16 protein-coding genes are annotated in these 24652 nt (G+C 60.3%); 3 read left to right on the plus strand and 13 right to left on the minus strand.

Features of this window, described 5'->3' with window-relative positions; all coding sequences use genetic code 11:
• Positions 1-130: 130 nt before the first annotated feature.
• On the plus strand, positions 131-1420 hold the full coding sequence (locus ACB035_RS16320) for a diguanylate cyclase (protein ID WP_371167715.1): 1290 nt from the start codon (positions 131-133) through the stop codon (positions 1418-1420).
• 86 nt (positions 1421-1506) lie between these two features.
• Here the strand turns inward: ACB035_RS16320 and ACB035_RS16325 are convergent, their stop codons facing one another.
• Positions 1507-3129 (minus strand): acyl-CoA synthetase, encoded by a 1623-nt coding sequence (locus tag ACB035_RS16325; protein ID WP_371167716.1) that lies wholly within the window; start codon positions 3127-3129, stop codon positions 1507-1509.
• 665 nt (positions 3130-3794) lie between these two features.
• Between ACB035_RS16325 and ACB035_RS16330 the strand changes: the two genes are divergently transcribed.
• Positions 3795-5321 carry a YfcC family protein gene (locus tag ACB035_RS16330; protein WP_371167717.1) on the plus strand — a complete coding sequence of 509 codons (1527 nt, stop codon included), beginning with the start codon at positions 3795-3797 and terminating at the stop codon, positions 5319-5321.
• Between the two features lie 62 nt (positions 5322-5383).
• On the opposite strand, the gene ACB035_RS16335 is transcribed toward ACB035_RS16330, so the two are convergent.
• Positions 5384-5572, minus strand: coding sequence for a hypothetical protein (locus tag ACB035_RS16335; protein WP_201950913.1), 189 nt, complete (start codon positions 5570-5572; stop codon positions 5384-5386).
• Between the two features lie 501 nt (positions 5573-6073).
• Here ACB035_RS16335 and ACB035_RS16340 point away from each other — a divergent pair.
• Positions 6074-6613: a glycine zipper 2TM domain-containing protein gene (locus tag ACB035_RS16340; protein WP_371167718.1), complete on the plus strand. Its 540-nt coding sequence runs from the start codon at positions 6074-6076 to the stop codon at positions 6611-6613.
• Between the two features lie 115 nt (positions 6614-6728).
• Here ACB035_RS16340 and xdhC read toward each other — a convergent pair whose 3' ends face one another.
• The 11 genes from xdhC to mocA form a co-directional block, all read right to left on the minus strand.
• Positions 6729-7214, minus strand: coding sequence for a xanthine dehydrogenase iron sulfur-binding subunit XdhC (xdhC, locus tag ACB035_RS16345; RefSeq protein ID WP_021230037.1), 486 nt, complete (start codon positions 7212-7214; stop codon positions 6729-6731).
• The gene (gene xdhB, locus ACB035_RS16350; RefSeq protein ID WP_371167719.1) at positions 7211-8089 is read right to left on the minus strand and encodes a xanthine dehydrogenase FAD-binding subunit XdhB; all 879 of its coding nucleotides are present in this window, start codon (positions 8087-8089) and stop codon (positions 7211-7213) included. The genes xdhC and xdhB overlap by 4 nt, the downstream gene beginning before the upstream one ends.
• Positions 8082-10400 carry a xanthine dehydrogenase molybdenum-binding subunit XdhA gene (gene xdhA, locus ACB035_RS16355; RefSeq protein WP_371167720.1) on the minus strand — a complete coding sequence of 773 codons (2319 nt, stop codon included), beginning with the start codon at positions 10398-10400 and terminating at the stop codon, positions 8082-8084. The genes xdhB and xdhA overlap by 8 nt, the downstream gene beginning before the upstream one ends.
• 364 nt (positions 10401-10764) lie before the next feature.
• The gene (locus tag ACB035_RS16360; RefSeq protein WP_234924744.1) at positions 10765-12066 is read right to left on the minus strand and encodes an NCS2 family permease; all 1302 of its coding nucleotides are present in this window, start codon (positions 12064-12066) and stop codon (positions 10765-10767) included.
• Positions 12067-12463: 397 nt separating this feature from the next.
• Positions 12464-13780, minus strand: coding sequence for a guanine deaminase (gene guaD / locus ACB035_RS16365; protein ID WP_005360769.1), 1317 nt, complete (start codon positions 13778-13780; stop codon positions 12464-12466).
• A gap of 52 nt (positions 13781-13832) precedes the next feature.
• Positions 13833-15356: a nucleobase:cation symporter-2 family protein gene (locus ACB035_RS16370; RefSeq protein ID WP_371167721.1), complete on the minus strand. Its 1524-nt coding sequence runs from the start codon at positions 15354-15356 to the stop codon at positions 13833-13835.
• Between the two features lie 95 nt (positions 15357-15451).
• A complete protein-coding gene (locus ACB035_RS16375; protein WP_371167722.1) occupies positions 15452-18349 on the minus strand; it encodes a molybdopterin-dependent oxidoreductase Mo/Fe-S-binding subunit in 2898 nt (965 codons plus the stop codon).
• A complete protein-coding gene (gene ygfM / locus ACB035_RS16380; RefSeq protein WP_371167723.1) occupies positions 18346-19122 on the minus strand; it encodes a molybdopterin-dependent oxidoreductase FAD-binding subunit in 777 nt (258 codons plus the stop codon). The genes ACB035_RS16375 and ygfM overlap by 4 nt, the downstream gene beginning before the upstream one ends.
• Positions 19123-19202: 80 nt before the next feature.
• The gene (gene ssnA / locus ACB035_RS16385; protein ID WP_371167724.1) at positions 19203-20531 is read right to left on the minus strand and encodes a putative aminohydrolase SsnA; all 1329 of its coding nucleotides are present in this window, start codon (positions 20529-20531) and stop codon (positions 19203-19205) included.
• A 30-nt stretch (positions 20532-20561) separates the two neighbouring features.
• Complete coding sequence (gene ygfK / locus ACB035_RS16390; protein WP_371167725.1) at positions 20562-23672, minus strand: putative selenate reductase subunit YgfK; 3111 nt, start codon at positions 23670-23672, stop codon at positions 20562-20564.
• 331 nt (positions 23673-24003) lie between these two features.
• Positions 24004-24651 (minus strand): molybdenum cofactor cytidylyltransferase, encoded by a 648-nt coding sequence (gene mocA, locus ACB035_RS16395; protein ID WP_371167726.1) that lies wholly within the window; start codon positions 24649-24651, stop codon positions 24004-24006.
• Position 24652 lies beyond the last annotated feature (1 nt).

A 24652-nucleotide genomic window follows, 5' to 3' on the forward strand; every position in this document is an offset into this window, starting at 1 on the left:
TGACATGGCGCAGAACTTGCGGAAATAAACGTGAAACCTGACCTGTTCGGTGCTTTATTTAAAGCTGTTGATCTCTGTTGCGCGTCTTGTTCAACCGACCCATCGTAGCGACCCAAGGATGGCTAGCCCCATGAAGGATGAACCCTTCTCTATCCAGTTACAGCATGAGCTGGATCACCTCAAAGCCATCTTCAACGAGACGGACGCCTACATGTTTACCAAGGATCTGGCGGGCCGTTATACCTATGCCAATCAGGCGGTGCTGGATCTCTTTGGCTGCACCCTCGCCGAGTTGCAGGGGCAGGATGATCGGGCCTTTTTTGATCTCGAATTCTCCGACACCATTCAACGCAACGACCGGTTGGTACTGGAGCAGCAACTCGCCATCGCCCAGGAGGAGATCAACTACCTCAAATCCACTGGGGAAAAGCGCTGCTACTGGACCGTTAAAAAGCCCATCCATGACAAGGATGGCAACCTGATCGGCCTGTGCGGCATCTCCACCGATATCACCGAACACAAGCTGATTGAGGCCCGCATGGCGGAGCAGCATCAGCTGCTGGAGATCATCCTCGCCAACGTGGATGCCCATATCTATATGAAGGACAGCCTGCACCGCTTTCTCTACGTCAACCAAAAGGTCGCCGATCTGCTGGGCCTTCCTGCCGAGCAGATCATCAACCGGCGCGATGACGAGGTGATCCCAGCTGCCAGCGCCTGCCAGCTGTGGCGACTGGACAACCGGGTATTCGAAACCGGTGAGCTGCAAGCCGGGGAAGAGATGCTGACCGATCCCGAAGGCAATCAGCACTACTACTGGTCGGTCAAGGTGCCCTTTCTGCTGGGGGATGGCACTCCCACCCTGATCGGTATCTCCTCCGACATTACCGAACTGCACCAGCTCAAGGAGCAGCTGCACCAACAGTCGGTGCGCGATGGCCTCACCGGTCTCTACAACCGCCGTTTCTTTTTCGAGTTGTGCGAGAAGAACCTCAGTCTGGACATGCGCCACCACCTCACCTCGGTGCTGATGGTGCTGGATGTGGATCAGTTCAAGTGCATCAACGATCGCTTCGGTCATCCCCTTGGGGATAGCGCGCTGATGCATCTGGGCAGGGTGATGCAATCGGTGCTGCGCAGCGAAGATGTGCTGGCCCGCATCGGCGGTGACGAGTTTGCCATCTTGCTGCCCAACACCACCCTCTTGGCCGCCGCATCCCTGGCCGAGCGGCTGCGCCTGCAGGTGATGCAAAGCCCGCTGCCCCTGCCCGATGGGGATAAGCTGGTTATCACCATCAGCGCCGGACTGGTGGAAAATGGCGAAGGGGAGCTGATGGAGAGCCTCTACGCCCGCGCCGATCAGATGCTCTATCAGGCTAAACAGAGCGGCCGCAACTGCGTCGCCTGCAAGGCACCCTAGCCATACAACGGGAGGGCCAGCAGCCCTCCAGCTCCCTCGTATCTCCCTCCTATGAATGGCTGTGCTGGCTCCTTACGAACAGGCCGCTACCCCAGCTGTTTGCGCAGCACAAACTTTTGCACCTTGCCGGTGGAGGTTTTCGGCAGCGGGGTGAAGATGATGCGTTTGGGGACCTTGAAGTGGGCCATCTGCTCCCGGCAAAAGGCGATCAACTCCGCCTGGGTGGTCTCTCGCCCCTCTTTCAGTTTGACGAAGGCGCAGGGCACCTCCCCCCACTTCTCATCGGGCATGGCGATCACCGCCGCTTCGTCCACATCGGGATGGCGATAGAGCACATCTTCCACCTCCAGACTGGAGATATTCTCCCCGCCGGAGATGATGATGTCCTTGGATCTGTCCTTGATCTCCACATAACCGTCCGGGTGCCATACCGCCAGATCGCCACTGCGAAACCACCCCTCCGCCATCGCCTCGGCGCTGGCCGCCGGATTTTTCAGATAGCCTTTCATCACCACATTACCGCGCAGTACTATCTCCCCCATGGTTTTGCCATCTTTGGCCACCGGTTCGCCACTGACCGGGTTGATGACCCGCATCTCCCCCTGCAGGGGCGACGCAACACCCTGCCGCGCCTTGAGGCGGGAGAGCGCCGTGGCATCCTGCCCCTGCCAGCTTCTTTGCGGCTCGCACAACACGCAGGGGCCATAGGTTTCGGTCAGGCCATAGACGTGGGTCACAGCGATCCCCATCGCTTCCATACCGGCGATCACGGTAGCGGGGGGCGCAGCTCCGGCGGTCATCACCTTGATGGGGTGGTCCAGCCCCTGCTTGAGCGCCGGATCGGCATTGTTGAGCATATTGAGCACGATGGGCGCCGCGCAGAAGTGGCTCACCTTGTGCTCGTGCAGCGCCTCATAAATGGCGGCCGCCTGCACATGGCGCAGGCAGACGCTCACCCCGGCGGTCGCCGCCAGCGTCCAGGGGAAACACCAGCCGTTGCAGTGAAACATCGGCAATGTCCAGAGGTAGACGGGATGTTTGGGCAGCTCCCAGGAGAGTACGTTGTTGATGGCGTTGAGGTGGGCGCCGCGATGGTGATAGACCACCCCCTTGGGGTTGCCGGTAGTGCCGGAGGTGTAGTTAAGGGAGATGGCCTGCCACTCATCCTCTGGCAACCAGCCGGGTTCATCGCCGTTACCAGTGGCAATAAAGGCCTCATAGGTCAGTTCACTGACAAGCGCCCCTTCCCGGTAAAGGGGATCGTCGATGGCGATGACCAGCGGTTGGCGCTCCAGCAGATCCAGCGCCTTGCGCACCACGGCGCCGAACTCCCTGTCCACCAGCACCACCTTGCTCTGGGCATGCTGGAAGATAAAGGCCATCGACTCGGCATCGAGCCGGGTATTGATGGTGTTGAGCACGGCGCCGCTCATGGGCACCCCGAAGTGGGCTTCAAACATCGCCGGGATATTGGGCGCAACGATGGAGACGGTATCCCCCTCCCCGATACCGCTAAGCCGCAGGGCCGAGGCCAGCTGGCGGCAACGGCGGGCGGTCTCGCCCCAGCTCTGGCGCAGCGGGCCGTGGATCAGCGCCGGATAGTCGGGATAGACCCGCTCCGCCCGCCCCAGAAAGCTGATGGGGGTCAGGGCCTCGAAATTGGCGGCGGTTTTGGCAAGGTCGCGCTCATAGATGTTCTGCACTGTCATCGGATTCCTTCCTCACAGGTGGCACAAAACGGGCAGTTTCGGGATGATTCAGAGATCAGACTGCGACATAGGCATCCTGCCCGTCACTGGTCTCTTATGGGGATGACAGCCTAACAGCGAGCCTGCGGCGGCAGGTATTAGCAAAACGTCTTAGACAGGAGCTGCCGCCTACCAACAGGGCCCCCTGTTTTCGTTGCAAAAAATATTTCGTTACTGGAAAGCGTGCCATTTTTTTCACAGGCTGTTTTTGGCGAATAACGAAAAATGGCGATAGTGGAATATTATTCCGTCAAAGCTGCTTTATATGTTATTTCATTCATCTCGGCACGCACTATTTTCATGCCATTTATTTAAGGCAAAGCGCGTAAAATGAAAGCTGAAATAGTTATTGCATAACGCCATTTATTTCACCCCAGCCATTAAATCCATGGAAAATAAATTTTGTGAGCCATCCCATAAAGCGAGCATGGCACCATGTTCATCCAGCCGCACACGGGTTACGGTTACAACGTGAAACAATCCACCGGATGTTCAATATCAGGCCAGATTTCTCGCCAATCACTACGCAATATACAGTGAGTTTGCGTACCTTGGATGTATGACGCAGAAACCCTATCGACCAGATATTCCGCCGAGCCCAAACCTGCTTTATCAAGGAGCATTTTATGTGTGCCGTGCCGAATACCACACCACGCAGACAATTCCCTACTGCATTTACCATTCTGTTTCTTATTATGTTGCTGGCCATTGCGCTGACCTGGATAATTCCGGCGGGTGCCTATGCCAAGCTCTCTTATAATCCGGCCAGTGAAAGCCTGATGGTCAATAGTCCACAGGGGGAAATAAGCAGACTTCCCGCAACCCAGGATGCCCTGGCAAAACTTAATATCAATATTTCGGTGGAGCAATTTACCAACGGCACCATCCGCAAGCCCATCGCCATTCCCGGCACCTATGCCCGGCTGGAACAAGCACCCAAGGGGCTCGGTGACGTGGCGGTCAGCATGGTCAAGGGCACCATAGAGGGGGCGGATATCATTGTCTTTATTCTGGTGCTCGGGGGGCTGATCGGCGTCATCAACAAGACAGGTGCATTCAGTGCGGGGCTTGTCGCCCTCTCACACAAGACCCGGGGCAACGAGTTCCTGTTTGTGGCGCTGGTCTGCTTCGTAATGGCGCTGGGAGGCACCACCTGCGGACTGGAGGAAGAGGCGGTCGCCTTCTATCCCATACTGGTGCCCATCTTTCTGGCGCTCGGCTATGACTCCATCGTCTGCGTGGGAGCCATCTTCCTCGCCGCCTCCATGGGCACCACCTTCTCCACCATCAATCCCTTCTCGGTGGTGATCGCCTCCAATGCCGCCGGCATTCCCTTTACCGAGGGGCTGATCTTTCGCGCCATTGGCTGTCTGGTGGGCACCCTGGTGGTGATCAGTTATCTCTACTGGTACTGCAAGAAGATCAAGGCCAACCCTGCCTTCTCCTACACCTATGAGGACAGAGAGAGTTTTCGCGCCCGTTTTCTCAAAGAGGGCTCTATGGACGAAGGGGTGCCCTTCACCCTGCGCCGCAAGCTCATTCTGACCCTGTTTATCCTCGCCTTCCCGCTGATGGTGTGGGGCGTATCCATGGCCGGTTGGTGGTTTCCGCAGATGGCAGCTTCCTTCCTGACCATCGCCATCATCATAATTTTTATCTCGGGTCTCAAAGAGAAAGAGGCTGTCGAGGCCTTTACTCAGGGGGCGTCGGAGCTGGTGGCCGTCTCCCTCATCATCGGGCTGGCGCGGGGGGTCAATCTGGTACTGGATCTGGGGATGATCTCGGACACTATTCTGGCCTACGCCTCCGATCTGGTCTCCGGCATGCATGGCGCCGTGTTCGCGGTGGCGCAGATGCTGGTGTTCACCCTCTTGGGGCTGGTGGTGCCCTCCTCCTCGGGGCTCGCGGTGCTCTCCATGCCCATCATGGCGCCGCTGGCGGATACCGTGATGATCCCTCGCTATATCGTGGTGTCGGCCTACAACTGGGGGCAATACGCCATGCTGTTCCTGGCTCCCACCGGACTGGTGCTGGTCACTTTGCAGATGCTCGGCATCCAGTTCAACAAGTGGGTCAAGTTCGTGCTGCCCATGGTGGGCTTTGTGCTGGGATTTGGCGCCCTGATGCTGGTAGCGCAAGTGATGTTGGCCTGATGGGCCTGTGATACATGAGTGACAACACCCCGAGCCTGGCGCGGGGTGTTCTTTTGTCAGTCTTAGTGGCGTACCCGCCCCTGCTGGCGGAAGCAGTAGAGCTTGAGGCTGATGTCGGCGATATCGGCGGGAAGCTCCTCTCCCTCTTCGGCCAAGGGCCGGTAGAGGGATGAGAGCAGACGTTCGGCCTGCTGCACCGTGATGATGTTGGCCTGGATGGCCGGGGTGATCCAGCTGGGTAACATTGACATATCTCCCCCTCGTTGATCCGGTGATCTCGGGTGAACATCTTCATTTCAGGTCTTACGCGGTTGTCTGCCGGCCCGTTCACCCTCTGCTTCACCCAATCAAAGCAAAATGCTTGCCGTGATCTCTTATCGGCCAACATCCGATGGGGCTGGAGCCATTTATCAACTACTTGCGTGGCCATCTCAACGAACAGAGCCCTTGTTCAAGACCTCCCTTGACCTGCCCCCGTCAGCACTTTGCCACTCTGGCATTCTGCTCACCTCCCGCCTTGCAAATTGCGACTCGAATTGCTCCTTATCACGCTGGCAAAGCTGGCCATGCGCCGGAAACCGGTCACTTTTAGTCCGTTGTCGCCAAAGCCAGACAGTTTTTCATGGTGGCTATTTTTTGACCTTGTCAACACCTGTCGCAGGCCTATCCCCCTCGCCTTGTCCGGCCAACCGGTTGTGACAAGATGGCGCCAGATTGGAACAGCCCGTATGGGTATGCAGGAGAAGAACAAGATGAACAGATCCATGATGGCAGGTATCGGTATTGGCATCGCCTCGGCCCTGGCGCTCTCGGCGGCGGCCAGCGGCTCTCTCTTTACACCCCAGCCCACCTTTGCCGAGGTGATCGCCAGCAAGCCGATCACCGAGACCATCAAGACTCCCCGACAGGAGTGTCGCAACGTCACCGTGACCCACCGCAAGCCGGTACAGGATGAGCACAAGATCCTCGGTACCGTGGTGGGCGCGGCGCTGGGTGGCGTGGTTGGCCACCAGTTTGGCGGCGGCAGCGGCAAGAAGGTGGCCACTGCTGCAGGGGCCGTCGCGGGGGGTTATGCCGGTAATCAGGTGCAGGGCAATATGCAGGCGGGCGATACCTACACCACCACCGAGCGACGCTGCAAGACCGTGCAGGATACGAGCGTCAACACCATAGGTTATGACGTGACCTATCGCCTCGCAGGTCAGGAGGGGGTGATCCGCATGAAACAAGCCCCGGGCGCCACCATTCCGGTCAAAGATGGCAAATTGGTGATCGACCAGCCAAAAGTGTGATTTCTCCTGACCCCACTCAGCAGCAGGCCCGCCTCTTTCGAGGCGGGCCTGCGTTTTAGGGCGGCTTGTTTCCTTTCTTAAACAACGGCACGCACCACCCACGGCATCCGAACTATCACCCCTTGCAGCACTTCTTCACCGCCCGCACAACGTTCTGATACCCGGTGCAGCGGCACAGATTCCCCGATAGCCCGCGGCGGATCTCCGCATCGGTCAGCGGACGGCGCTCGGTCTTGTCGAGCAAGGCGGCGCTCGCCATCACGAGGCCTGGGGTGCAAAAACCGCACTGCACCGCCCCCTCGTCGATAAAGGCCTGCTGCACGTCGGATAGCTCGTTACCTTTGCGTTCCCCCTCCACGGTACGAATGGATTTGCCATCGGCCCAGACCGCCAGATAGAGGCAGCTGTCGATAGCGGTGCCATTCACCCGCACGGTACAGGCGCCGCACTCACCGACACTGCACCCCTCTTTCACACTGATAAGCCCCTGCCCGCGCAGGAAGTGGAGCAGCGACATGGTGGGCGGCACTGCATAGGAGTACGGCTTGCCGTTGATCTCGCACTGGATCTCCACGGCGGGACAGCTTTGCGGTTGCATCATAGGATCTTCCCTCCGGCACGTTCGACTGCGCAGGCGACCACCCGCTGCGCTAGGGTTTTGATAAGGTGCAGGCGAAACTCCTTCTCTGCCCGCCAGGAGGATCGTGGCGCCACATCGGCCACCACCGCCTCGGCAATCGCGGCCAGTGTGGCGCGAGTCAGGGGTTGCCCCTCGGCCGCAGCTTCCGCGTGGGGCGTGCGCACCGGGGTCGGGGCCGCCACCCCATAGGCCAGCCGCAAATTCTTGAAGTGACCATCCTCAATCTGGCAGTAGGCGGCGCAGCCGATGGTGGCGATATCCATGGCATCGCGCATGGCGTATTTGAAATAGTGGGAGCCCACCTGGGGGTGAGAATCCGGTGCAAAGTGAAAAGCCACCAGGATCTCCGCCGGTTGCAGCGCCACCTTGCCGGGGCCGGTGTGAAAACCGGCGATGGGGATGCGGCGCGTACCACTGGGCCCAGCAATTTCCAGCTCAGCCTCCAGCGCGACGGTAGGCGCCGCCGAGTCGGCACTGGTAGCGCCGTTGCAAATATTGCCGCCATAGGTGGCGACGTTGCGGATCTGCGGGCCGGCGATGGTAGCGGCCGCCTCGGCCAGCATTGGCAGGCGGCGCTGCACTAGCTCGTTTTCGATGAGCTCGGTAAAGGTGGTACCGGAGCCGATACGGATCGACCCATCAGGCAACTCGCACACCCCTTTGAGTTCGGGCAAGTCGTGAATATCGACGATATGACGATAGGCAGCGTTGAGGTGATGCAGCTGGATCATCACATCGGTGCCACCGGCCAAGAGACGCGCCTCGGGATCAGCCTGACGCAGGGCGACCGCCTCGGCCACGCTGTGCGCCTTGTAGTAACGGGCAATATCAAACATGGTGTTGCTCCTCCCCTGATCCCTCGCCAATCAAACCCGCTGCGACAAACTCCCGGAACAGGTTTTTGGGGGTGATGGGTAGCTCGTTGATGGCGACCCCGGTCGCCATGCGGATGGCGTTACGGATAGCGGGGCCCGGCGAGATGATGGGCGGTTCCCCTAGGGATTTGTGGCCATAGACCGACTGGGGCTCGTAGGTCTGCACGAAGTCGCACTCAAGCTCTGGCAAATCCAGCATGGTGGGGAACTTGTAGTCGAGCAGGTTGGGGTTGCGTACCACGCCGCTCTTGGCGTCGATGATCATCTCCTCGAACAGGGACCAGCCGATCCCCATCCCCATGCCGCCATGCACCTGCCCCTCTGCCAGCTGCGGGTTGAGGATCTTGCCGGCATCGTGCAGGTTGATGATGCGATTGATGGTCACCTTGCAGAGATCGATATCGACGCTGAGATCGACAAAGGTACAGCCGAAACTGGGCGGGTTGGTGGTGGTCTTGTGGGAGACCTCGGAGGTGATCTGGCCACCGATGGTGAGGTGGTAGTAGGCGTTGACCGACACCTCGGCGACGCTGATCAACACCTTCTCCGGCGCACCGGCCAGCACCACGTAGCCGTCGATCAGGGTCAGGGATCCCACATCCTGATGGCAGAGTTGGGCCGCCAGCGACAAAATGCGGGCCCGCAGCTGCAGCGCCGCCTGATGGATTGCTGGAGCCGCCACATAGCTTTGGCGCGAGGCGAAAGAACCCGGATCGTAGGCGGTGATGTCGGTATCCTGAGTCGAAATGACCCGGATCTGCTCAAACGGAATGCCCAACGTCTGGGCTGCCATCTGGGCAAAGACGGTATCCGATCCCTGCCCTATCTCGGTGGCGCCGATCTGCAGATTGACGGTGCCATCCTGATTGAGCAGCATGCGTGCGCCAGCAATTTCGACCCCCACCGGATAGGTGTTGGAGCCGTAACTGAAACAGGCCACCCCAATGCCGCGCCGCACCCGGCTTGCCGGATCCTGTGCCAAGCATTCGGCCTTGAGCCGATCCCACTCGAACATCTCACGGCCACGCAGCAGGCAGTCCGGCAACCCGGCGCTGTAGATGGTCTTCTGGTTGACCTGATTGACATCCCCTTCCCGCGCCACGTTGGCGATCCGCACATCGAGTGGATCCAGCCCCAGTTCGGCGCAGGCGTCATCCAGCATGCACTCAAGGGCAAAAATCACCTGCGGCGCGCCGTAACCGCGCATGGCACCAGCGGTGGGCAGGTTGCTGTAGAAGGTCTTGGCGTCATAACCGAAGGCGCTGCGCGGATAGAGGTAGCTGATCTTGTTGCCCCCTGCGCTGGCGATGGAGTGGCCGTGGGAGGCATAACCGCCGGTGTTGGAAAGCACGTCGAGCTGATAGCCCTTGAGGGTGCCATCGCGATTGAGGCCCATCTTGCCGTCGATGGCAAAGCCGTGGCGGGTGCGGGAAGCAAAGAAGCATTCCTCCCGGCTCAAGGTCACCTTGACCGGCACGCCGCCAAGCTTGTAGCTCAAAAAGGCCGCCATCGGCTCTTCCAGCACATCCTGCTTGTTGCCAAAGCCGCCGCCCATATAGGGTTTGATCACCCGCACGCTAGACCAGGGCAGACCGAGGGACTTGGCCACCCGGCTGCGCACTATCTGGGGGATCTGGGTGCTGCTGACGACGATGATGTGGTCCGGTTGATCCATGTAGGCGTAACAGGTCACCGTCTCCAGATGGCAGTGCTGCACCACCGGCGTCCGGTAGTGCCCCTGAAACTGCAGATCGGCCGCCGCAATGGCCTGCTCCGGGTCATTGGCGCGAAGCTGGCTTTGGCGTAGCAGATTGCCGCTCGGGTGAATGGGATAGGCACCGTCGGCCAGCGCACTTTCGGCATCCGTCATCACCGGCAGCGGCTCGTAAGTCACCTTGACCAGGGCGGCAGCCTTCTCGGCGACCAGCGGATCCCGGGCCACCACGATGGCGACCCCATCACCAAAGTGACGCACATGGTCGGTGAGCAAACGGCGGTCTTTCACATCCCGTTTCGCCTCATCAAGGGACCAGGCGTGACCGGCGGTGCGAAAACAGGTGGTAGGGACATCTTCATGGGTAAACACGGCTTCAACCCCGTGCAGGGCCAGCGCCTCGGTCGCGTCGATGGCGAGCACCTTGCCGTGGGCAATATTGCTGCGCACATACTTGGCGTGGCGCATCCCGAGCATGATGTTGTCATCGGTATAGCGGGCGCTGCCGGTCACCTTGGCCTCGGCATCCACCCGCTTGAGCGGTAATCCTATGGACATATGCAAGTCCTTTTTCGAATGGAAAAATCTGGAACCGGCATAAAAAACAGCAAGATATGCGCCTGTTTCCCGCCATCGTCAGGACAATGGGAAGAAGTGTGAAGGGGATCCCATCTAGCCCGCTTTTGTTGGCCCGAAGCGACAAGCCAGGGGCAGCCCCTGAGCAAACGGGGCACATTAGCGGTGAAAAAAGCGGCAGAGCGAGGAGAGCAAGGGTGGAAGCCTATCAATCTGGTAGGAGGATTTATCAAAATGGTATCGCGATGGCACCAGCGGCTAAGGCATGGTAACCAACGTTGACGATCAGAGCGCCGCAGATATAAAAATGGGGCCGCCAGTGCGACCCCAAACGGGCGGGTTATCCCTAAATAGCCCACCCCCCAGCATAAAAGAGCACCAGCGCCAGGGCGATGACCACGGTGCCGACGTTGAGCTTGTGCCACTCCTTCGAGCAGATACGGCCGATCACCAGCGAGCTGAAGCCAAGCATGATGCCGGTGACAATATTGCAGGTGAGCACGATAAAGACGGCGCACACCAACCCGGACATGGCCCCGACAAAGTCATCGAAATCGAGTTTGGTGACGTTGCTCAGCATCAAGAGCCCCACATACATCAGTGCCGGCGCCGTGGCATAGGCGGGCACCAGATAAGAGAGCGGCGAGAGGAACAGCATCAGCAGGAACAGGCCGCCGACCACGGTCGCGGTCAGGCCGGTTTTGCCTCCCGCCGCCGTGCCCGCCGCCGATTCGATATAGACGGCAGCGGGGGCCGCCCCCACCAGACTGGAGAAGATGCTGCTGACCGAGTCGGCACTGAGCGCCTTGCCGCTGTTGATGATGTGACCATCCTTATCGAGCAGGTTGGCCTGCCCCGCCACGGCGCGGATGGTACCGGTGGCATCGAATACCGCCGTCATCACCAGCGCCAGCACGCTGGGCAGCACCAGCGGCGAGAGGGCCCCCATGATATCCAGACTGAAGATGAGGGACTTGCCCTGATCGTCCGACAGGCTCGGCAGGGCGAACAGCCCCTGATATTTCACCGCCGGATCGAAAATGAGACCAAAGATGGAGATGGCGATAATCACCAGCAGGATCCCCCCCGGTACTCTCAGCTTCTCCAGCCCGAAGATCACCGCAAGGCCGATCAGGGACATGATGACCGGCATGGAGGTGAAGGCCCCCAGCGCCACCGGCAGCCCCTCCAGCGGGTTCTTGATCACCAGCCCCACCCCGTTGGCGGCGATGAGCAGCAGGAAGAGGCCGATCCCGATGCCGGTGCCGTGGGCAATCCCCATCGGCAGGTTGTCGAGGATCCAGCTACGCACCCCGGTCACCGAGATGGCGGTAAACAGCACCCCCATCAGGAAGACGGCGCCCAACGCCACCGGAATGGGGATCTGCTGCCCCAGCACCAGACTGAAGGCGGTAAACGCCGTGAGGGAAATAGCGCAACCGATGGCCATCGGCAACTTGGCCCAGAGCCCCATCAAGAGCGAGCCGAACCCCGCCACCAGACAGGTGGCGACAAACACGGCGCCGGGGGGAAAGCCCGCCTTGCCGAGCATGCTCGGCACCACGATCACCGAGTAGACCATGGCAAGGAAGGTGGTGAAGCCCGCCAGCACCTCCTGTCTGACGTTGCTGCCTCGCTCGCTGATCATAAAGTAGCGATCAAGAGCCGTGAGCGGCTGTTGCTTTGCTGCGCTCTGGCTGGCGTCATCATTGGCCAGCTGTTCCACGCTGTTTGTCCTGCTGTTTGCTTGGGTCATACCCAACTCCTTCACACGCGCCTGAATGTTCCATGACGAAATGGCGACAGGATCTGCGGGTCTGCCGAGCGCCAGTCTGATGAGAAACAGGCGATGGTGGCAGAAGATGCGACAGACAGACCAGGGCAGGCAGCCTTGACTCAAACGTTTGCCTTGCTGGTCAAAAAAACCGGGCCATTTCACGTTCTATGCGGGGAGATCCCCTGTGGTGCGGCAAGACTGGCGCCCCTGTGGGGCACGCCAGCCGCCGTATTCGTTGGGGCTGCGCCGCGGCAGCCCACTACAAGCCCTACCCCCGTTCATGCACCAGTTGGCCATCCACATAGGTGCGGTAGATGGATCTGTCATCCCCCAGGGTCAGCAACACAAAGAGCTTGTCCCGCAGGGTGGTGGAGTTGTCATAACGCAGCTGCTGCAGCGGGGTAGCGACCGGGTCGAGCACAACAAAGTCCGCCTCCTTGCCCACCGCAAAGCTGCCGATCTTCTCGTCCAGCCCCAGCGAATGGGCGCCGCCCAAGGTGGCCAGATAGAAAGCCTGATAGGCCGAGAGCCGCTCGCCCTGCAGTTGCATCACCTTGTAGGCCTCGTTGAGGGTCTGCAGCATGTTGAAGGTGGTGCCCGCGCCGATGTCGGTGCCCATCCCCACCTTCACCTGCTTGCGCCACGCCTTGTGCAGCTTGAACAGGCCGCTGCCGAGATAAAGATTCGAGGTGGGGCAAAACGCGATGGTGGAGCCGGTCTCCTTCAGGCAATCCCACTCCTGCTCTTCCAGATGGACGCAGTGGGCAAAGACGCAGTTGTGGCCGGTGAGCCCATGCTGGTGATAGACATCGAGATAGCCCTTGTGCGCCGGGAAAAGAGATTTGACCCAAGCGATCTCGTCCTTGTTCTCGCACAGATGGGTGTGCAGATAGGTGGTGGGAAACTCTTCGCGCAGTCGCCGCGCCATCGCCAGCTGCTCGGGTGTCGAGGTGGGTGCAAATCGTGGTGTGATGGCATAGAGCAGTCGACCGTTGCCGTGCCAGCGCTCGATAAGCTGCTTGCTCTGCACATAGCTGCTCTCGGCGGTATCGAGCAGATAGTCGGGTGCATTGCGATCCATCATCACCTTGCCGGCGATCATCCGCATATTGATACGGCTGGCCGCCTCGAACAGGGCGTCTACCGACTCGGGGTGCACTGTGCCGAACACCAGCGCCGTGGTAGTGCCGTTACGCAGCAACTGCTTGATAAAGAAGGTGGACATCTCGCGGGCATATTCGAGATCGTTGTAGCGCCGCTCGGCCGGGAAGGTGTGGCGGTTGAGCCACTCCAGCAGTTGCTCGCCATAGGCCCCCACCATCTCGCTCTGGGGATAGTGAATGTGGGTATCGACAAAGCCCGGCACTATCATCTTGCCGCGATAATCCCGCACCCGTACCTCGGTCGGAATGCGATCCTTCCCCTCCTCCCACTCACCGAACCAGTCGATGCAACCGTTGCGAATGATCAGCAGACCATCCTCGATAAGGCGGGCGTTGGACTCAATCTCCTCGGGCTGATCCACCACCCGGGTGATGTCGAAGAAGCTGCCGCGTACCGCTTTGACAGAGTTGTCGTTTTTCATAACCGTTTCCCTGTTTTTCTTGTTCTGTTGACGTTTTTTGCCGGTTTAACCGTCAGATCCGTTCCACTTGTGGCGCCACCGCCTGCCCGGGCACTGGCTCTGGTGAACCCTCCCCCTTGCTGGCCGATGGCTGGCCCGCACTGCGGGCGGTAAAGATCACATCCGGCTTGTCGCTCAGCTGGATCACCTCCACCGCCTCGGCATCCCTGACGGCCGCCTTGCGTTTGCGGCTTTGCGGCAGCACCAGATTCATGATGATGGCGGTGATGCCGCCGGCGCAGATGGGATTCTCCACCAGCATGTAGATACCCGCAGGCAGCACCTTGAAGACGTTCGGGTCATAGGAAACACCGAGCCCAAGACCCAGCGAGGTGGCGACAATCAGGGTCTCCCGCCGATCGAAACCGTGGCTGATGATGATGCGACCACCGGCGATGGCGATCATCGAGAACATGATGACCATGGCGCCCCCCATAACAGGTGACGGTATGGTGGTAAAGAAGCGCCCCACCACCGGGAAAAGCCCCAGCAGCACCAGGATGACGGCGATAAACTTGCCCACATGGCGTGAGGCCACCCCGGTCATCTGGATGACGCCGTTGTTCTGGGCAAAGGTGGTGAGCGGCAGGGAACCGAGGGCCGAGGCAATGACCGAGACCACCCCATCAGCCAGCACGCCGCCGGAGAGCCGCTTTTGAAACTCGGAGCCCTGAATATCCCGGTGAGAGACCATGGCGGTGGCGGTGATGTCCCCCACCGCCTCCAGCACGCTCAACAGATAGATGGTGCCCGCCAGCATAAAGGCGTGAAAATCGAAGGAAAAACCGTACTTGAACGGGATCGGCACCGTAATAAGCGGCAGGTTCTCAAGGGCGGAGAAATCCACCATGCCAAGCATCAGGGCCACCGCATAACCCACCATCAGGCCGATGGCGATGCCGCTCATCCGCAGCAGCGGGCTTCGGCTGCAGTTGAAGGCGACGATGACACAGAGCACCAAGAGCCCCAGCCCGATGTTCTCGTATTTGCCAAAGGTGCCGCTGCTCATGGCAGAGAAGCCGCCGCCAAAGTCGATGATCCCCACCTTGATAAGGCTCAGGCCAATCATCAGTACCACTACCCCGCTCACGGTCGGGGTGATCACCCGCTTGAGGTAGGGCAGCACAAAGGAGGAGCCCATCACCAGAAAGGCACCGACAAAGGAGACCCCGAGCAGGGTCGAGACGATCAGCTCCTCATGGATGCCATCTTTTTTCATGGCGCCGCCGAGGGCGATCATCACGGTCACGAAGGAGAAGTTGACCGACTGGATGGAGAGCAGCCCAGACCCGATGGGGCCATAACGGTTCACCTGCAGCCAGGTGCCGATACCGGAGGCGATCATCGCCATGGAGACCAGATAGGCGGTGGTCTCGGTGGAGAGGCCCAGGGCGCCGCCGACGATCAGCGCCGGGGTCACCATGGGGACAAAAATCGCCAGCAGATGGGTCACTGCACCCATCAGGGTTTGATAAAACGGGGGTTTGTCTTCCAGCTCGTAAATGAGATCCGAGTGCTTGCGTGTTGTTTTAGACATCGTGTTTGTCCCATCACACAGAATGTAGGCGGAGTACTCATTCCGCCGTCAGGCGCTGGGGGCGAGCTGACGCCCGCCCCTCACCTTTTCTTTTGTTATGCCGACACTTTTTGCTCCAGCTTGCCCAGTTCGCGCAGGATCTGCTCCGGCGTGAAGTGCCACTTGCGCAGCCAGACACCGCAGGCGTCGTGGATGGCGGTAGCGATGGCGGGCGCGGCCCCGTTCACCCCGATCTCCGAGATGGACTTGGCGCCGTAAGGGCCGACCTTGTCGTCACTCGGTACCAGGAAGGCCCGGAAGTCGCGCGGAATATCGCCAATCTTGGGCGCGCCATAGCTCTTCAGATCCCGGGTGAGCGGGATGCCCTTGCTGTCGTAGCAGATCTCTTCGGTCATGGTGTGGCCGATGGCCCGCATGGTCGCCCCGTAGATCTGGCCGAGGGCCAGCTCCGGGTTGATGGGGGTACCGCAGTCGAGCAGGGCGTAGAACTTGTCGAGCCGGGTCTCGCCGGTTCTGACGTTGACCGCCACCTCGGCAAAGTTGGCCCCATACGGGAAGGCGAGCTCAGAGGTGATGTAGCTGGCAGTGCCCACCAGAATGCCGAAGCCGGTACCGGTCTCCGCCTTGTGGGCCAGCTTGGCAAGGCTCACCTCCCCCTGCTTGCCGCGTACTATGCCCGGGTGAACCAGCTCTACGTCTTCGACCGGCTCGCCCAGCATGGCGGCGCCGTGGAACAGGATCTTCGCCTTGAGGTTCTCGGCCGCCATCTTGGCCGCGTTGCCGGAGAAGCAGGTGCCTGACGAGGCGTAGGCTCCCTTGTCGAATAGCGCATGGTCGGTGTCGCCAGAGATCACATGCACATCGCTGAGCGGGCAACCGAGCACCTCGGCGGTCAGCTTGGCCACCACGGTATCGAGGCCGGTGCCGATATCGGCGCCACCGGAGTGGACGATAAAGGTGCCGTCAGACTCCAGCTTGACCATGCAGTTGGCCTGATCGATATCCGGGATCCCCGATTTTTGCATGATGATGGCGACGCCACGGCCGATGCGCCAATCCCCGTCGGCGGGTTTGGGGCTATCCCAGGCAATCAGTTCGCGACCCTGTTTGAGGATGGGTTCGAGGGCACAGCTGGCCGCATGGGGCACAGAGGTAGGCATCTTGCCCTCGCCGATGGCACCCAGAACCTTGAGGATGTCCCCTTCGTGCACCCGGTTGTGCTCCACCATGTCGAGCTGATCGATACCCAGTTTCTCGGCCAGCTCGGCAATGGCCATGGTCAGCGCGAAGTTTCCCTTGGGCGCGCCGTAGCCCTGATAGGCGCCGGTCGGGCAGATGTTGCTGTAGTAGGTATTGACGGTAAAGCGCACGTTGTCGCACGGATAGAGCGGCAGGGAGAGCGCAGGGCCGTTGCTTGGCACCGTCAATGAGTGGTTGCCATAAGGGCCGGTGTTGGCGCGAAAATCCATGTCGATGGCGGTGATGGTGCCATCTTTTTTGGCCCCCACTTTCACCTTCACCTTGGCCACATGGCGGGAGGTGTTGCTGATGAACTCCTCTTCACGGGTGTAGCGGAAGGTAACCGGGCGGCCGGTGACCCTGGTCGCCCAGGCGCACACCTCTTCCAGCAGGATATCCTGCTTGGAGCCAAAGCCGCCCCCTACCCGCTCCTTGATCACATGCACCTGATGCTGCTTCATACCGACGATGCGCGCCACCTGACGGCGCACGTGCCACGGCACCTGGGTGGAGGCATGAATGACCAGACGATCGCCATCCATGTAGGTGAAGCAGATGTGCGGCTCGGTCGGGCACTGCTGGGCCTGGGTCGATTCGTAGGTGCGCTCGACAATCTCGTCCGCCTCGGCAAAGCCTTTTGCTACATCGCCGATCTGGCCATGGACGCTGGCGGCCAGGTTCTCGTGGGGGCGGGAGCCGATGGGGAAGTTGATGATCATGTGCTCGTCACCACGGCGCACCGAGCAGGCGTTCTGCTGCTCCAGATCCGCCGGTGCCCCGGCCATGTAGACGATGGGCTCGTCGTGGACCAGCGGTGCATTCGGGGCCATCGCCTCGTCAATGTTCATGACCGCCGGCAGCACCTGATACTCGACGTCGATGAGCTTGAGCGCGGCCAATGCGATGGCTTCGCTCTCGGCCACCACGGCGGCCACCCGGTCACCTACGTGACGCAGCTTGCGGCCAAACATGCGGCGATCGAGTGGTGACGGCTCGGGTGCGCTCTGGCCACCCGGGGTGTAGTAGATATCCGGGCAGTTGAGGTGGGTGATGACATGCACGACGCCCGGCAGCGCCTGCGCGCGGCTCACGTCGAGTTTGGTGATCACCGCATGGGGATGGGGACTGCGCAGCATCTTGATGATCAGTGCATCTTCGGTAACCCTGTCCTCCACGTAGCAGGGCTTGGCCTGCACCATCTTGGCGGCGTCCACTTTCGGGCAGCTCTTGCCGATATGGCGCAGATCGTCGCGAAACTCCGGGGCGATCTGGCACAGGTAATCGGGATCCTTCATCCGTGAACAGGCAAGCTCGATGGCCTGATAAAACTGCTGATAACCGCCATCGCGGTGAAACAGGCCCGAGAGGGCATCGTCGATTTGATCACGGGTAGGCTCGGGATGGCGATCAAGCAGGTCGGTGACGATGAGCGCCGCAGCCGGATCGTTGTAGCCTGACTGCACCACGCCCACGTCCAACATCGCCTGCTGCACCAGACTGAGCTGGTTCCAACTACCCAGCGACTCGGCGGTGCGCACCTCTGATCCATCCAGCTGGGCGGCGATCAGCAGAGAGGCGTTGATCACCTTGCCGTTGAAGAGAATGGCGTCGGAGCCGGCAAAGCCGAAGCCGTCGTCGCTGTTGCGCACCGAGTGCATCCGGCACTGGTTGAACAGCACCCGTTGGGCATTGTCACCGGCCTTGCAGATGACGGTGCGCAGGGCACCATTCAGGGTAAAGTTGAGTTCCATCATGCTTGCACCTCCTGCTGCTGGCAGTCCACCAGCAGATCCGCCACTACCACGCCGGTGATATACCGCTTGTAACTTATGCTGCCCGCCAGATCTTCACGGGGCGAGATCAGCTCGCTCACGGCTGCCTCCAGCGCGGCATCGTGCAGTTCACGGCGCTCCACATCACGCAGGCGCATCGGCTGTGGGGTGACGCCAGCGACGGCCACCCGCATCTCGCCAATGCTGTCGAGGGCCACGGCGGCGGTCATCACCGCCAAGCCATCGGCATTGCGGCTGATGCGGCGAGTGGCGCAGCGCAGTTCAGGCTCCGGCAGCACAATCCCCAGCACCAGGGCATTGCGCTGGCCCGCCAGATAGGCGTCGATGGGTTGCAGCAGGTTGTTCTCCAGCACGACCACGGCTTCGAGTACCAGCAGCACCGGCAGCAAGGGGGAATCCTGCTGTTGGCAGGCAAGTTCGCCGCCGAGGGTGGCCTGATTGCGCAGATGGCGGGAGTAGACAAACCCCAGCGCCTCGCACAGGGCGGCCGGGGTACGGGGATCATCTTTCAGGGTCTGCAAGGTGACGGTAGCGCCGATATGGAGCTGGCCGTGCTGCTGCTCAATCTGGTCAAGCCCCAGCTTGTCCAGTGAGATAGCGACCTTCTTGTCGGTGCGAGTCGGAGCGGCGTTAAGCTTGCTGCCGCCTCCCATGTAGACGGCGTCGTTACCGAAGCTGGCCTTGAGTTCCAAAGCCTGACCCAGTTGCTCGGGTCGGAAGAATTGCTCAATCATGTGTCGTCCTTACTCTTGCTGCCCGCCGCCGGGAAAATCCACAGGGCGGGCAATCCGGTCCAAAACTGTGGAAGGTGGCCTTAGGCCAGCTGATCCATCCGTTGCCACAGGCGGCTCGCCACCTTGCTGGCCTGCTCGTAAATGGGCGCGACATCGAACGGGAACTCGCGATCCTGATAGACCATGCGCCCCTCCACCATCACGCTGTTGACGCTGTTCGATCCCATACCAAAGGCGAGATGGCCGCCGAGGTTGCGCGGCGCCAGCGGGGTCGGTGCGTCGTAATCACAGATGGTGAGGTCGGCCTTGTAACCTGGCTCCAGGCGGCCAAATTTGGCGCCGAAGTTGCGCTCCAGCAGGGTATTGCCGTTCCAGAGGAACCGGGCAAAGCTGTCTGGCCACAGCGCTCCGCCGGCATCCTTGTGCTTGAAGTAGGCGAACTTGAGCTCTTCGAGCATGTCGGAGCCGATGCCATCGGTGCCGAGCGCCAGATTGCGATACTCCGGCAGGTGCATGTTGTAGCCCACGTGGTTGTTCATGTTGGATCGGGCGTTGTGCACCAAGAAGGCATCGCGACTATTGAGCAGCTCGATGTCGGCCGGGCTCAGGAAGATACCGTGGGCGATCAGGGTCTTGCTGTCGATAAGGCCAAACTCGTCCAGCCGGGCGATGGGCTCCTTGCCATAGTGGTGGTGGCCGTGAGCCATGTCGTAGCGGTCTTCCGCCACATGGATATGCAGACCGCGACCGGTGACCTGCACCGCTTCGCGCAGCATGGCCAGCCCCTCGTCGGGCACGGTGAAGGGGGCGTGGGCGCCGATATGAGCCTCCACCAGATAGGGTTCGTTCCCCTTGGCTTTGGCCGCATCGATCTGTTGGGCGAACAGGATGTTCTCCTCCACCCCGGCCTGCAGCTCGGCGAGGCCGCCGTTGCGATCCGTGGTCTCGAAGCAGGTCATGCCGCGCAGACCCGCCTCCACAAACCCTTTGCGCAATACATTCAGGGAACCCTTGATGAAGTTGGGCGACGCGTGGTGGTCGATCACCGCGCTGCAACCGCTCTTGATCGCCTCCAGTGAGCAGATGAGACCGCTGTAGTAGAGGGACTCCTCATCGAGCGCCCGATCGAGCCGCCACCAGAGGTTTTTCAGAGTGGAGATAAAGTCCGGGCTGGGGGCGATGTTGGCCATGATCCCCCGCGACAGGCCGGAGTAGAAGTGGTTGTGGGCACAGACGATGCCCGGCATCACCAGCTTGCCGCCCATCTCCCGATAGTTGGCCTCCGGGTAGAGGGCCCGCAGATTGGGCCCCACCGCTTTGATAAGCGATCCTTCTATGGCGATATCCACCCCTTCCAGCACCCGGGTCGGCTCCAGCTGGACGGCGGTGACGTTCTTCAGAATAAACATGGTTTGCTCCTTCGCTTATTCGTGGTTCGCTCAGGCCTCGACGGCCCCCAGCAGGTAGTGGTGATGAGCATGGACATGGCTGATGATCCGGCACATGTCTGCGAGCGCCTCGGGGGAATCCTTGATCCGGCTCTGGGCGTCTATGGTCAGGCGATAGGTCTCGCCACCCTGACGCACCCGCAGCTCACCCCCATCCGCCAGATAGAAACCGGGGTTGCGGCTGTTGTCGAAGTCCTCGGGCAGGCTGAAGATGGTCACCTTGTCCTGATAGGGCTTGCCCTGCCACGGGCAGAACTGGGCGCAGTTGCCACATTCGTTGCAGTAGGCATCCAGGTGCAGGGTCTGGAACTGATCCTTGAAGCCCGGCACCGCAATGGCGACGTTGGCCCGGTTGGGGCAGACATCCACGCACTTGCTGCAGAGGTAGTTGCACTCGAGGCAACGGTGCGCCTCTTGCGCCACGAAGGCATCGCGCTCGTTCTTGTCAACCATGGTGACGGCGATGCTCCCCTTGCGGCGGTAGATCTCATCCTTGCCCGACGGCTGGATGGTCACTTCACTCTGCTGGCTGGCGATATGCTCACGAGAGAGCACCAGATCCGCGGCGCGGCGGGCACCACCGATGGCACCGACGATGGAGGATGGGCCGCTCTGCACGTCACCGATCAGGAAGACGTTGCGACGGCTGGTTTCGCCGGTCTGGCCATCCACCTCGGGCCAGCCATCGCTGCCAAGGGGAATGCCCATGGCTTTGAGCACCTCGCAGTCAGGCTGCTCGCCGATGGCGGTGATCAGGGCATCCATCTGCATCACTTCGGTCTGCTCGGTGGGTACCGGACGGCGGCGGCCCTGCTCGTCAGGATCCCCCAACGCCATCATCCGCACAGTGAGCTTGCCATCTTTGTCAAAGCGCTCCGGATTGGTGAGGAAGCAGAAACGCACCCCATCCTCCACCGCTTCCAGATACTCCTCGCGATAGGCGGGCATCTCTTTTTCGCTGCGACGGTAGATCACGGTGACATCGCTGACACCGGGCACCTTGAGGGCGGCGCGGGCACAGTCCATGGCGGTGTTGCCGGCACCGATCACCGCCACATGGCGGCCCAGCGGCAGCGGTTTGCCCTGATTGAAGCTGCGCAGGAAGTGGAAGGATTTGTAAATCCGCTCGTGACCCCCCTCGAGGCGCATGCCGCCATTCTTGTCGGCACCGATACCAACGAAGACATAGGTAAAGCCCAGGGCGTGCAGCTTGTCGACGGTGAGCGCCGGATCGCAACCAAACTCGAACTTGACCCCGTGGGCGGCGACAAAGTCGATATCGTGCTGGATAAGCTCAGCCGGGATGCGGAACTCGGGGATAATGTGCTTGACCACGCCACCGGCATCCGCTTCGCGCTCGAACACGGTGACCGGATGACCGGCACGGGCCAGGAAGTAACCGGCGGAGAGACCGGCAGGGCCTGCACCAATGACCGCAACCGGGTGCTTGTCACCACTGCCTGCCGGTTTGTGCCAGCGGGCCTTGTACCCTTCCCAGCCGCGCTCCAGCGCCACTTTTTTCAGCTCGCGGATATTGAGCGCGCTGTCGTAATCGAGACGGGTGCAGTTGTACTGGCACTGGTGATCGCAGATATGGCCGGTGATGGCGGGCAAGGCGTTGCGCTGATAAATCAGCTCAAGGGCTGCCACATACTCCCCCTCGCCCATCAGGCGAATGTACTCGGGGATATCCTGATGCACGGCGCAGGCGGTGACGCAGGGTGCCACATAGCAGTCGGTCAGCGGCAGACCGCCACCCACTTCGATGCGATCGTCGGATTTCCACTCCTTCTGGGTGTAATCCATGGTGAGCGCCTTGGCGGCAAGCGCTTCCAGCTTCGCCACATCCACCTGACTCATGGCCCAGCTATCGGAGGCATCGATCTCTTTGAGGCACTCGATCTGGCGCAGGTAGCCACCCGGTTTCAGCAGGTCGGTGGCCATGGTGATGGGACGAATACCGGTCTCGAAGATCGCGGCGATGTTGAACTTGCTGGCGCCACCCGAGTAGGAGATGGGCAGCTTGCCATCGAAGGCGCGAGACAGCACTGCCGCCACGTTGATGGAGAGCGGGAACAGCGCACGGCCGGACATATACATCTCATCCCCCGGCAGCGCCCCCTTGCGGTTGATGGTGCCAAGGGTATTGGTGAGCTTGACCCCGAAGGTGAGCCCCTTCTCGGCCCCCAGCGCCATCAAGCGAGTCAGCATGGCTTTGGCCTGATCCAGCTTGAGGTCGTGATCGAACGACTCTTCGCTCAGACCAATGTAATCAAAGCCGCAGGTATCGAGGATCTCGCGCACCCGCGGGTAGCCCAGCAGGGTCGGGTTCAGTTTGACGAAGGTGTTGAGTCCCTTCTCTTCCAGCATGTAGCGGCAGATGGCCTCAATTTCGTTCGGCGGGCAGCCGTGCATGGTGGAAAGGGTGACACCGTGCACCAGATTGGCCGGGATGCGATCCACCAGCTGTTGCAGGCGATCGCGCCGCGCCCCCAGCCCCAGCTCGGCAATAAACTGCTCGTCGGCCACGAGGTCACGTACCACCTGCTGGTACTCGGCAAACTTCGGAGTGCTGCTGGCATCCATCAGGCTGTGGATAAACTGCTGCATCGGTGGCTGTTTGATGCCATCGAGGTTGTAACCCACGCTCATGTTGAAGATGAAGGACTTGGCCTCCCCTTCAAGACGCGGGTCAAACACCTCCTCCAGCAGGTAGAGGGCAAACCAGGCTTTAAGATACTCGTCAAATGCCTTGGGCAGGGTGAACTCGGTAGACCACTCGGTATTGAAGCACTCATCCTCGGCATCGATACAGGGCTTTTCCAGTTCGAGACGGTCCAGGATCTGCACCGTCTTGAGCTCGATAAAGCGCCCGCCGGTCAGCCAGGAGGTGACGATATTCTGGGCCAACTGGGTATGGGGGCCGGCTGCCGGGCCAATGGGGGTCTCGCAGGTTTCACCGAACACCTTGATCTTGCGCTCGTCCTGCTTGCGATAGAATTGCGCGGCGGGAATACCGAAAATGCTCTGACTCTCTTTATATTCCGCAAAAATACGGGTCAGCAGGTTCTTGAACGGAACGGGTCGCATAATATCGCCCATGGCTATCTCCTTGCAGCTGTTCTGCCCATTGGCAGCTTGAATAAATGGGGTATCCCGCACGGGTGTTCCCCCTTGGCAAAGAGAAGAGCAACAATCAGGCCACTACAGTTACAAAACGAGTTACAAAACTATTTTTTAGGGTGAAAGCGTGAGGCAGCTCCAATTAATGGAGAGAATTTACGATGCCACCATTATGGGTATTGCGAGTAGTTATCAATCACTCTGGAATTTACTTAATGAGCAGTTCAAAAAGAACTCGCCCTATCAGATCAAGTGCGAGAAATATCACTTTGATACGCCATTTATCTCCCCGTTATCTTTTTAAACTGGGTTATTTCGTGGGCTCGCTCTCATTTTCAAGAATGCCACCCAGCAGCGCCTGATAGCGCTCCGGGGTATCCACATCAAACAGGATGGCGGGGCTGTCGACGGGCACCATACGGTGCGGATGACCTTGCAACCAGCGCCGTACCGACGACTGCACCGGGGCCGCAGCCAGCTCGCGGGCAAGGGATTTTGGCAGCAACACCGGATGGCCCGCCTCCCCCAGCCAGGTGGGAAAGAGTGTCTCACAGCCCCGTGCCTGCCAGAGCTGTTGATAGACATCGCGCGGGATACAGGGGAGATCCCCGTGGCTGATAAAGAGGTAGTCAGCGTCACTGGCCGCCAGGGCGCAGCGGATGGAGCTGCCCAGCCCCTGCCGATAGTCGGGGTTGTGGACGACAACAATATCCGGCCGTGATCCGTAGCGCGCTTGAAGTTCCTCGCCACGATGGCCCACCACCAGAATAACCCGCTGACAAAAAGTCAGGGCATTTTTGAGACTTGCATCAAGCATTGTCCCCTGGCAATAAGGTAGCATCATTTTCCAGGTACCCATTCGGGAAGATAAACCCGCCGCCGTTATTATACAGTCACACTGCACTTGTTCCTGGCAACGTTGTTTCCCACGCCCTTCGATATTTATTTTGGTCGTCATT

Origin of the sequence: Aeromonas sp. S12(2024), assembly GCF_041402305.1 — a bacterium.
Lineage (GTDB): Bacteria > Pseudomonadota > Gammaproteobacteria > Enterobacterales > Aeromonadaceae > Aeromonas > Aeromonas veronii.

Excerpts from the sequence above, each read along its gene's own strand:
- ACB035_RS16325 (WP_371167716.1), bottom strand. The coding sequence starts at position 3,129 with ATGACAGTGCAGAACATCTATGAGCGCGACCTTGCCAAAACCGCCGCC.
- ACB035_RS16375 (WP_371167722.1), bottom strand. The coding sequence starts at position 18,349 with ATGATGGAACTCAACTTTACCCTGAATGGTGCCCTGCGCACCGTCATC.
- guaD (WP_005360769.1), bottom strand. The coding sequence starts at position 13,780 with ATGAAAAACGACAACTCTGTCAAAGCGGTACGCGGCAGCTTCTTCGAC.
- ACB035_RS16320 (WP_371167715.1), top strand. The coding sequence starts at position 131 with ATGAAGGATGAACCCTTCTCTATCCAGTTACAGCATGAGCTGGATCAC.
- ACB035_RS16335 (WP_201950913.1), bottom strand. The coding sequence starts at position 5,572 with ATGTCAATGTTACCCAGCTGGATCACCCCGGCCATCCAGGCCAACATC.
- xdhA (WP_371167720.1), bottom strand. The coding sequence starts at position 10,400 with ATGTCCATAGGATTACCGCTCAAGCGGGTGGATGCCGAGGCCAAGGTG.
- ygfK (WP_371167725.1), bottom strand. The coding sequence starts at position 23,672 with ATGGGCGATATTATGCGACCCGTTCCGTTCAAGAACCTGCTGACCCGT.
- mocA (WP_371167726.1), bottom strand. The coding sequence starts at position 24,651 with ATGACGACCAAAATAAATATCGAAGGGCGTGGGAAACAACGTTGCCAG.
- ACB035_RS16330 (WP_371167717.1), top strand. The coding sequence starts at position 3,795 with ATGTGTGCCGTGCCGAATACCACACCACGCAGACAATTCCCTACTGCA.
- ssnA (WP_371167724.1), bottom strand. The coding sequence starts at position 20,531 with ATGTTTATTCTGAAGAACGTCACCGCCGTCCAGCTGGAGCCGACCCGG.
- ACB035_RS16370 (WP_371167721.1), bottom strand. The coding sequence starts at position 15,356 with ATGTCTAAAACAACACGCAAGCACTCGGATCTCATTTACGAGCTGGAA.
- xdhC (WP_021230037.1), bottom strand. The coding sequence starts at position 7,214 with ATGATGCAACCGCAAAGCTGTCCCGCCGTGGAGATCCAGTGCGAGATC.
- ACB035_RS16340 (WP_371167718.1), top strand. The coding sequence starts at position 6,074 with ATGAACAGATCCATGATGGCAGGTATCGGTATTGGCATCGCCTCGGCC.
- ACB035_RS16360 (WP_234924744.1), bottom strand. The coding sequence starts at position 12,066 with ATGATCAGCGAGCGAGGCAGCAACGTCAGACAGGAGGTGCTGGCGGGC.
- xdhB (WP_371167719.1), bottom strand. The coding sequence starts at position 8,089 with ATGTTTGATATTGCCCGTTACTACAAGGCGCACAGCGTGGCCGAGGCG.
- ygfM (WP_371167723.1), bottom strand. The coding sequence starts at position 19,122 with ATGATTGAGCAATTCTTCCGACCCGAGCAACTGGGTCAGGCTTTGGAA.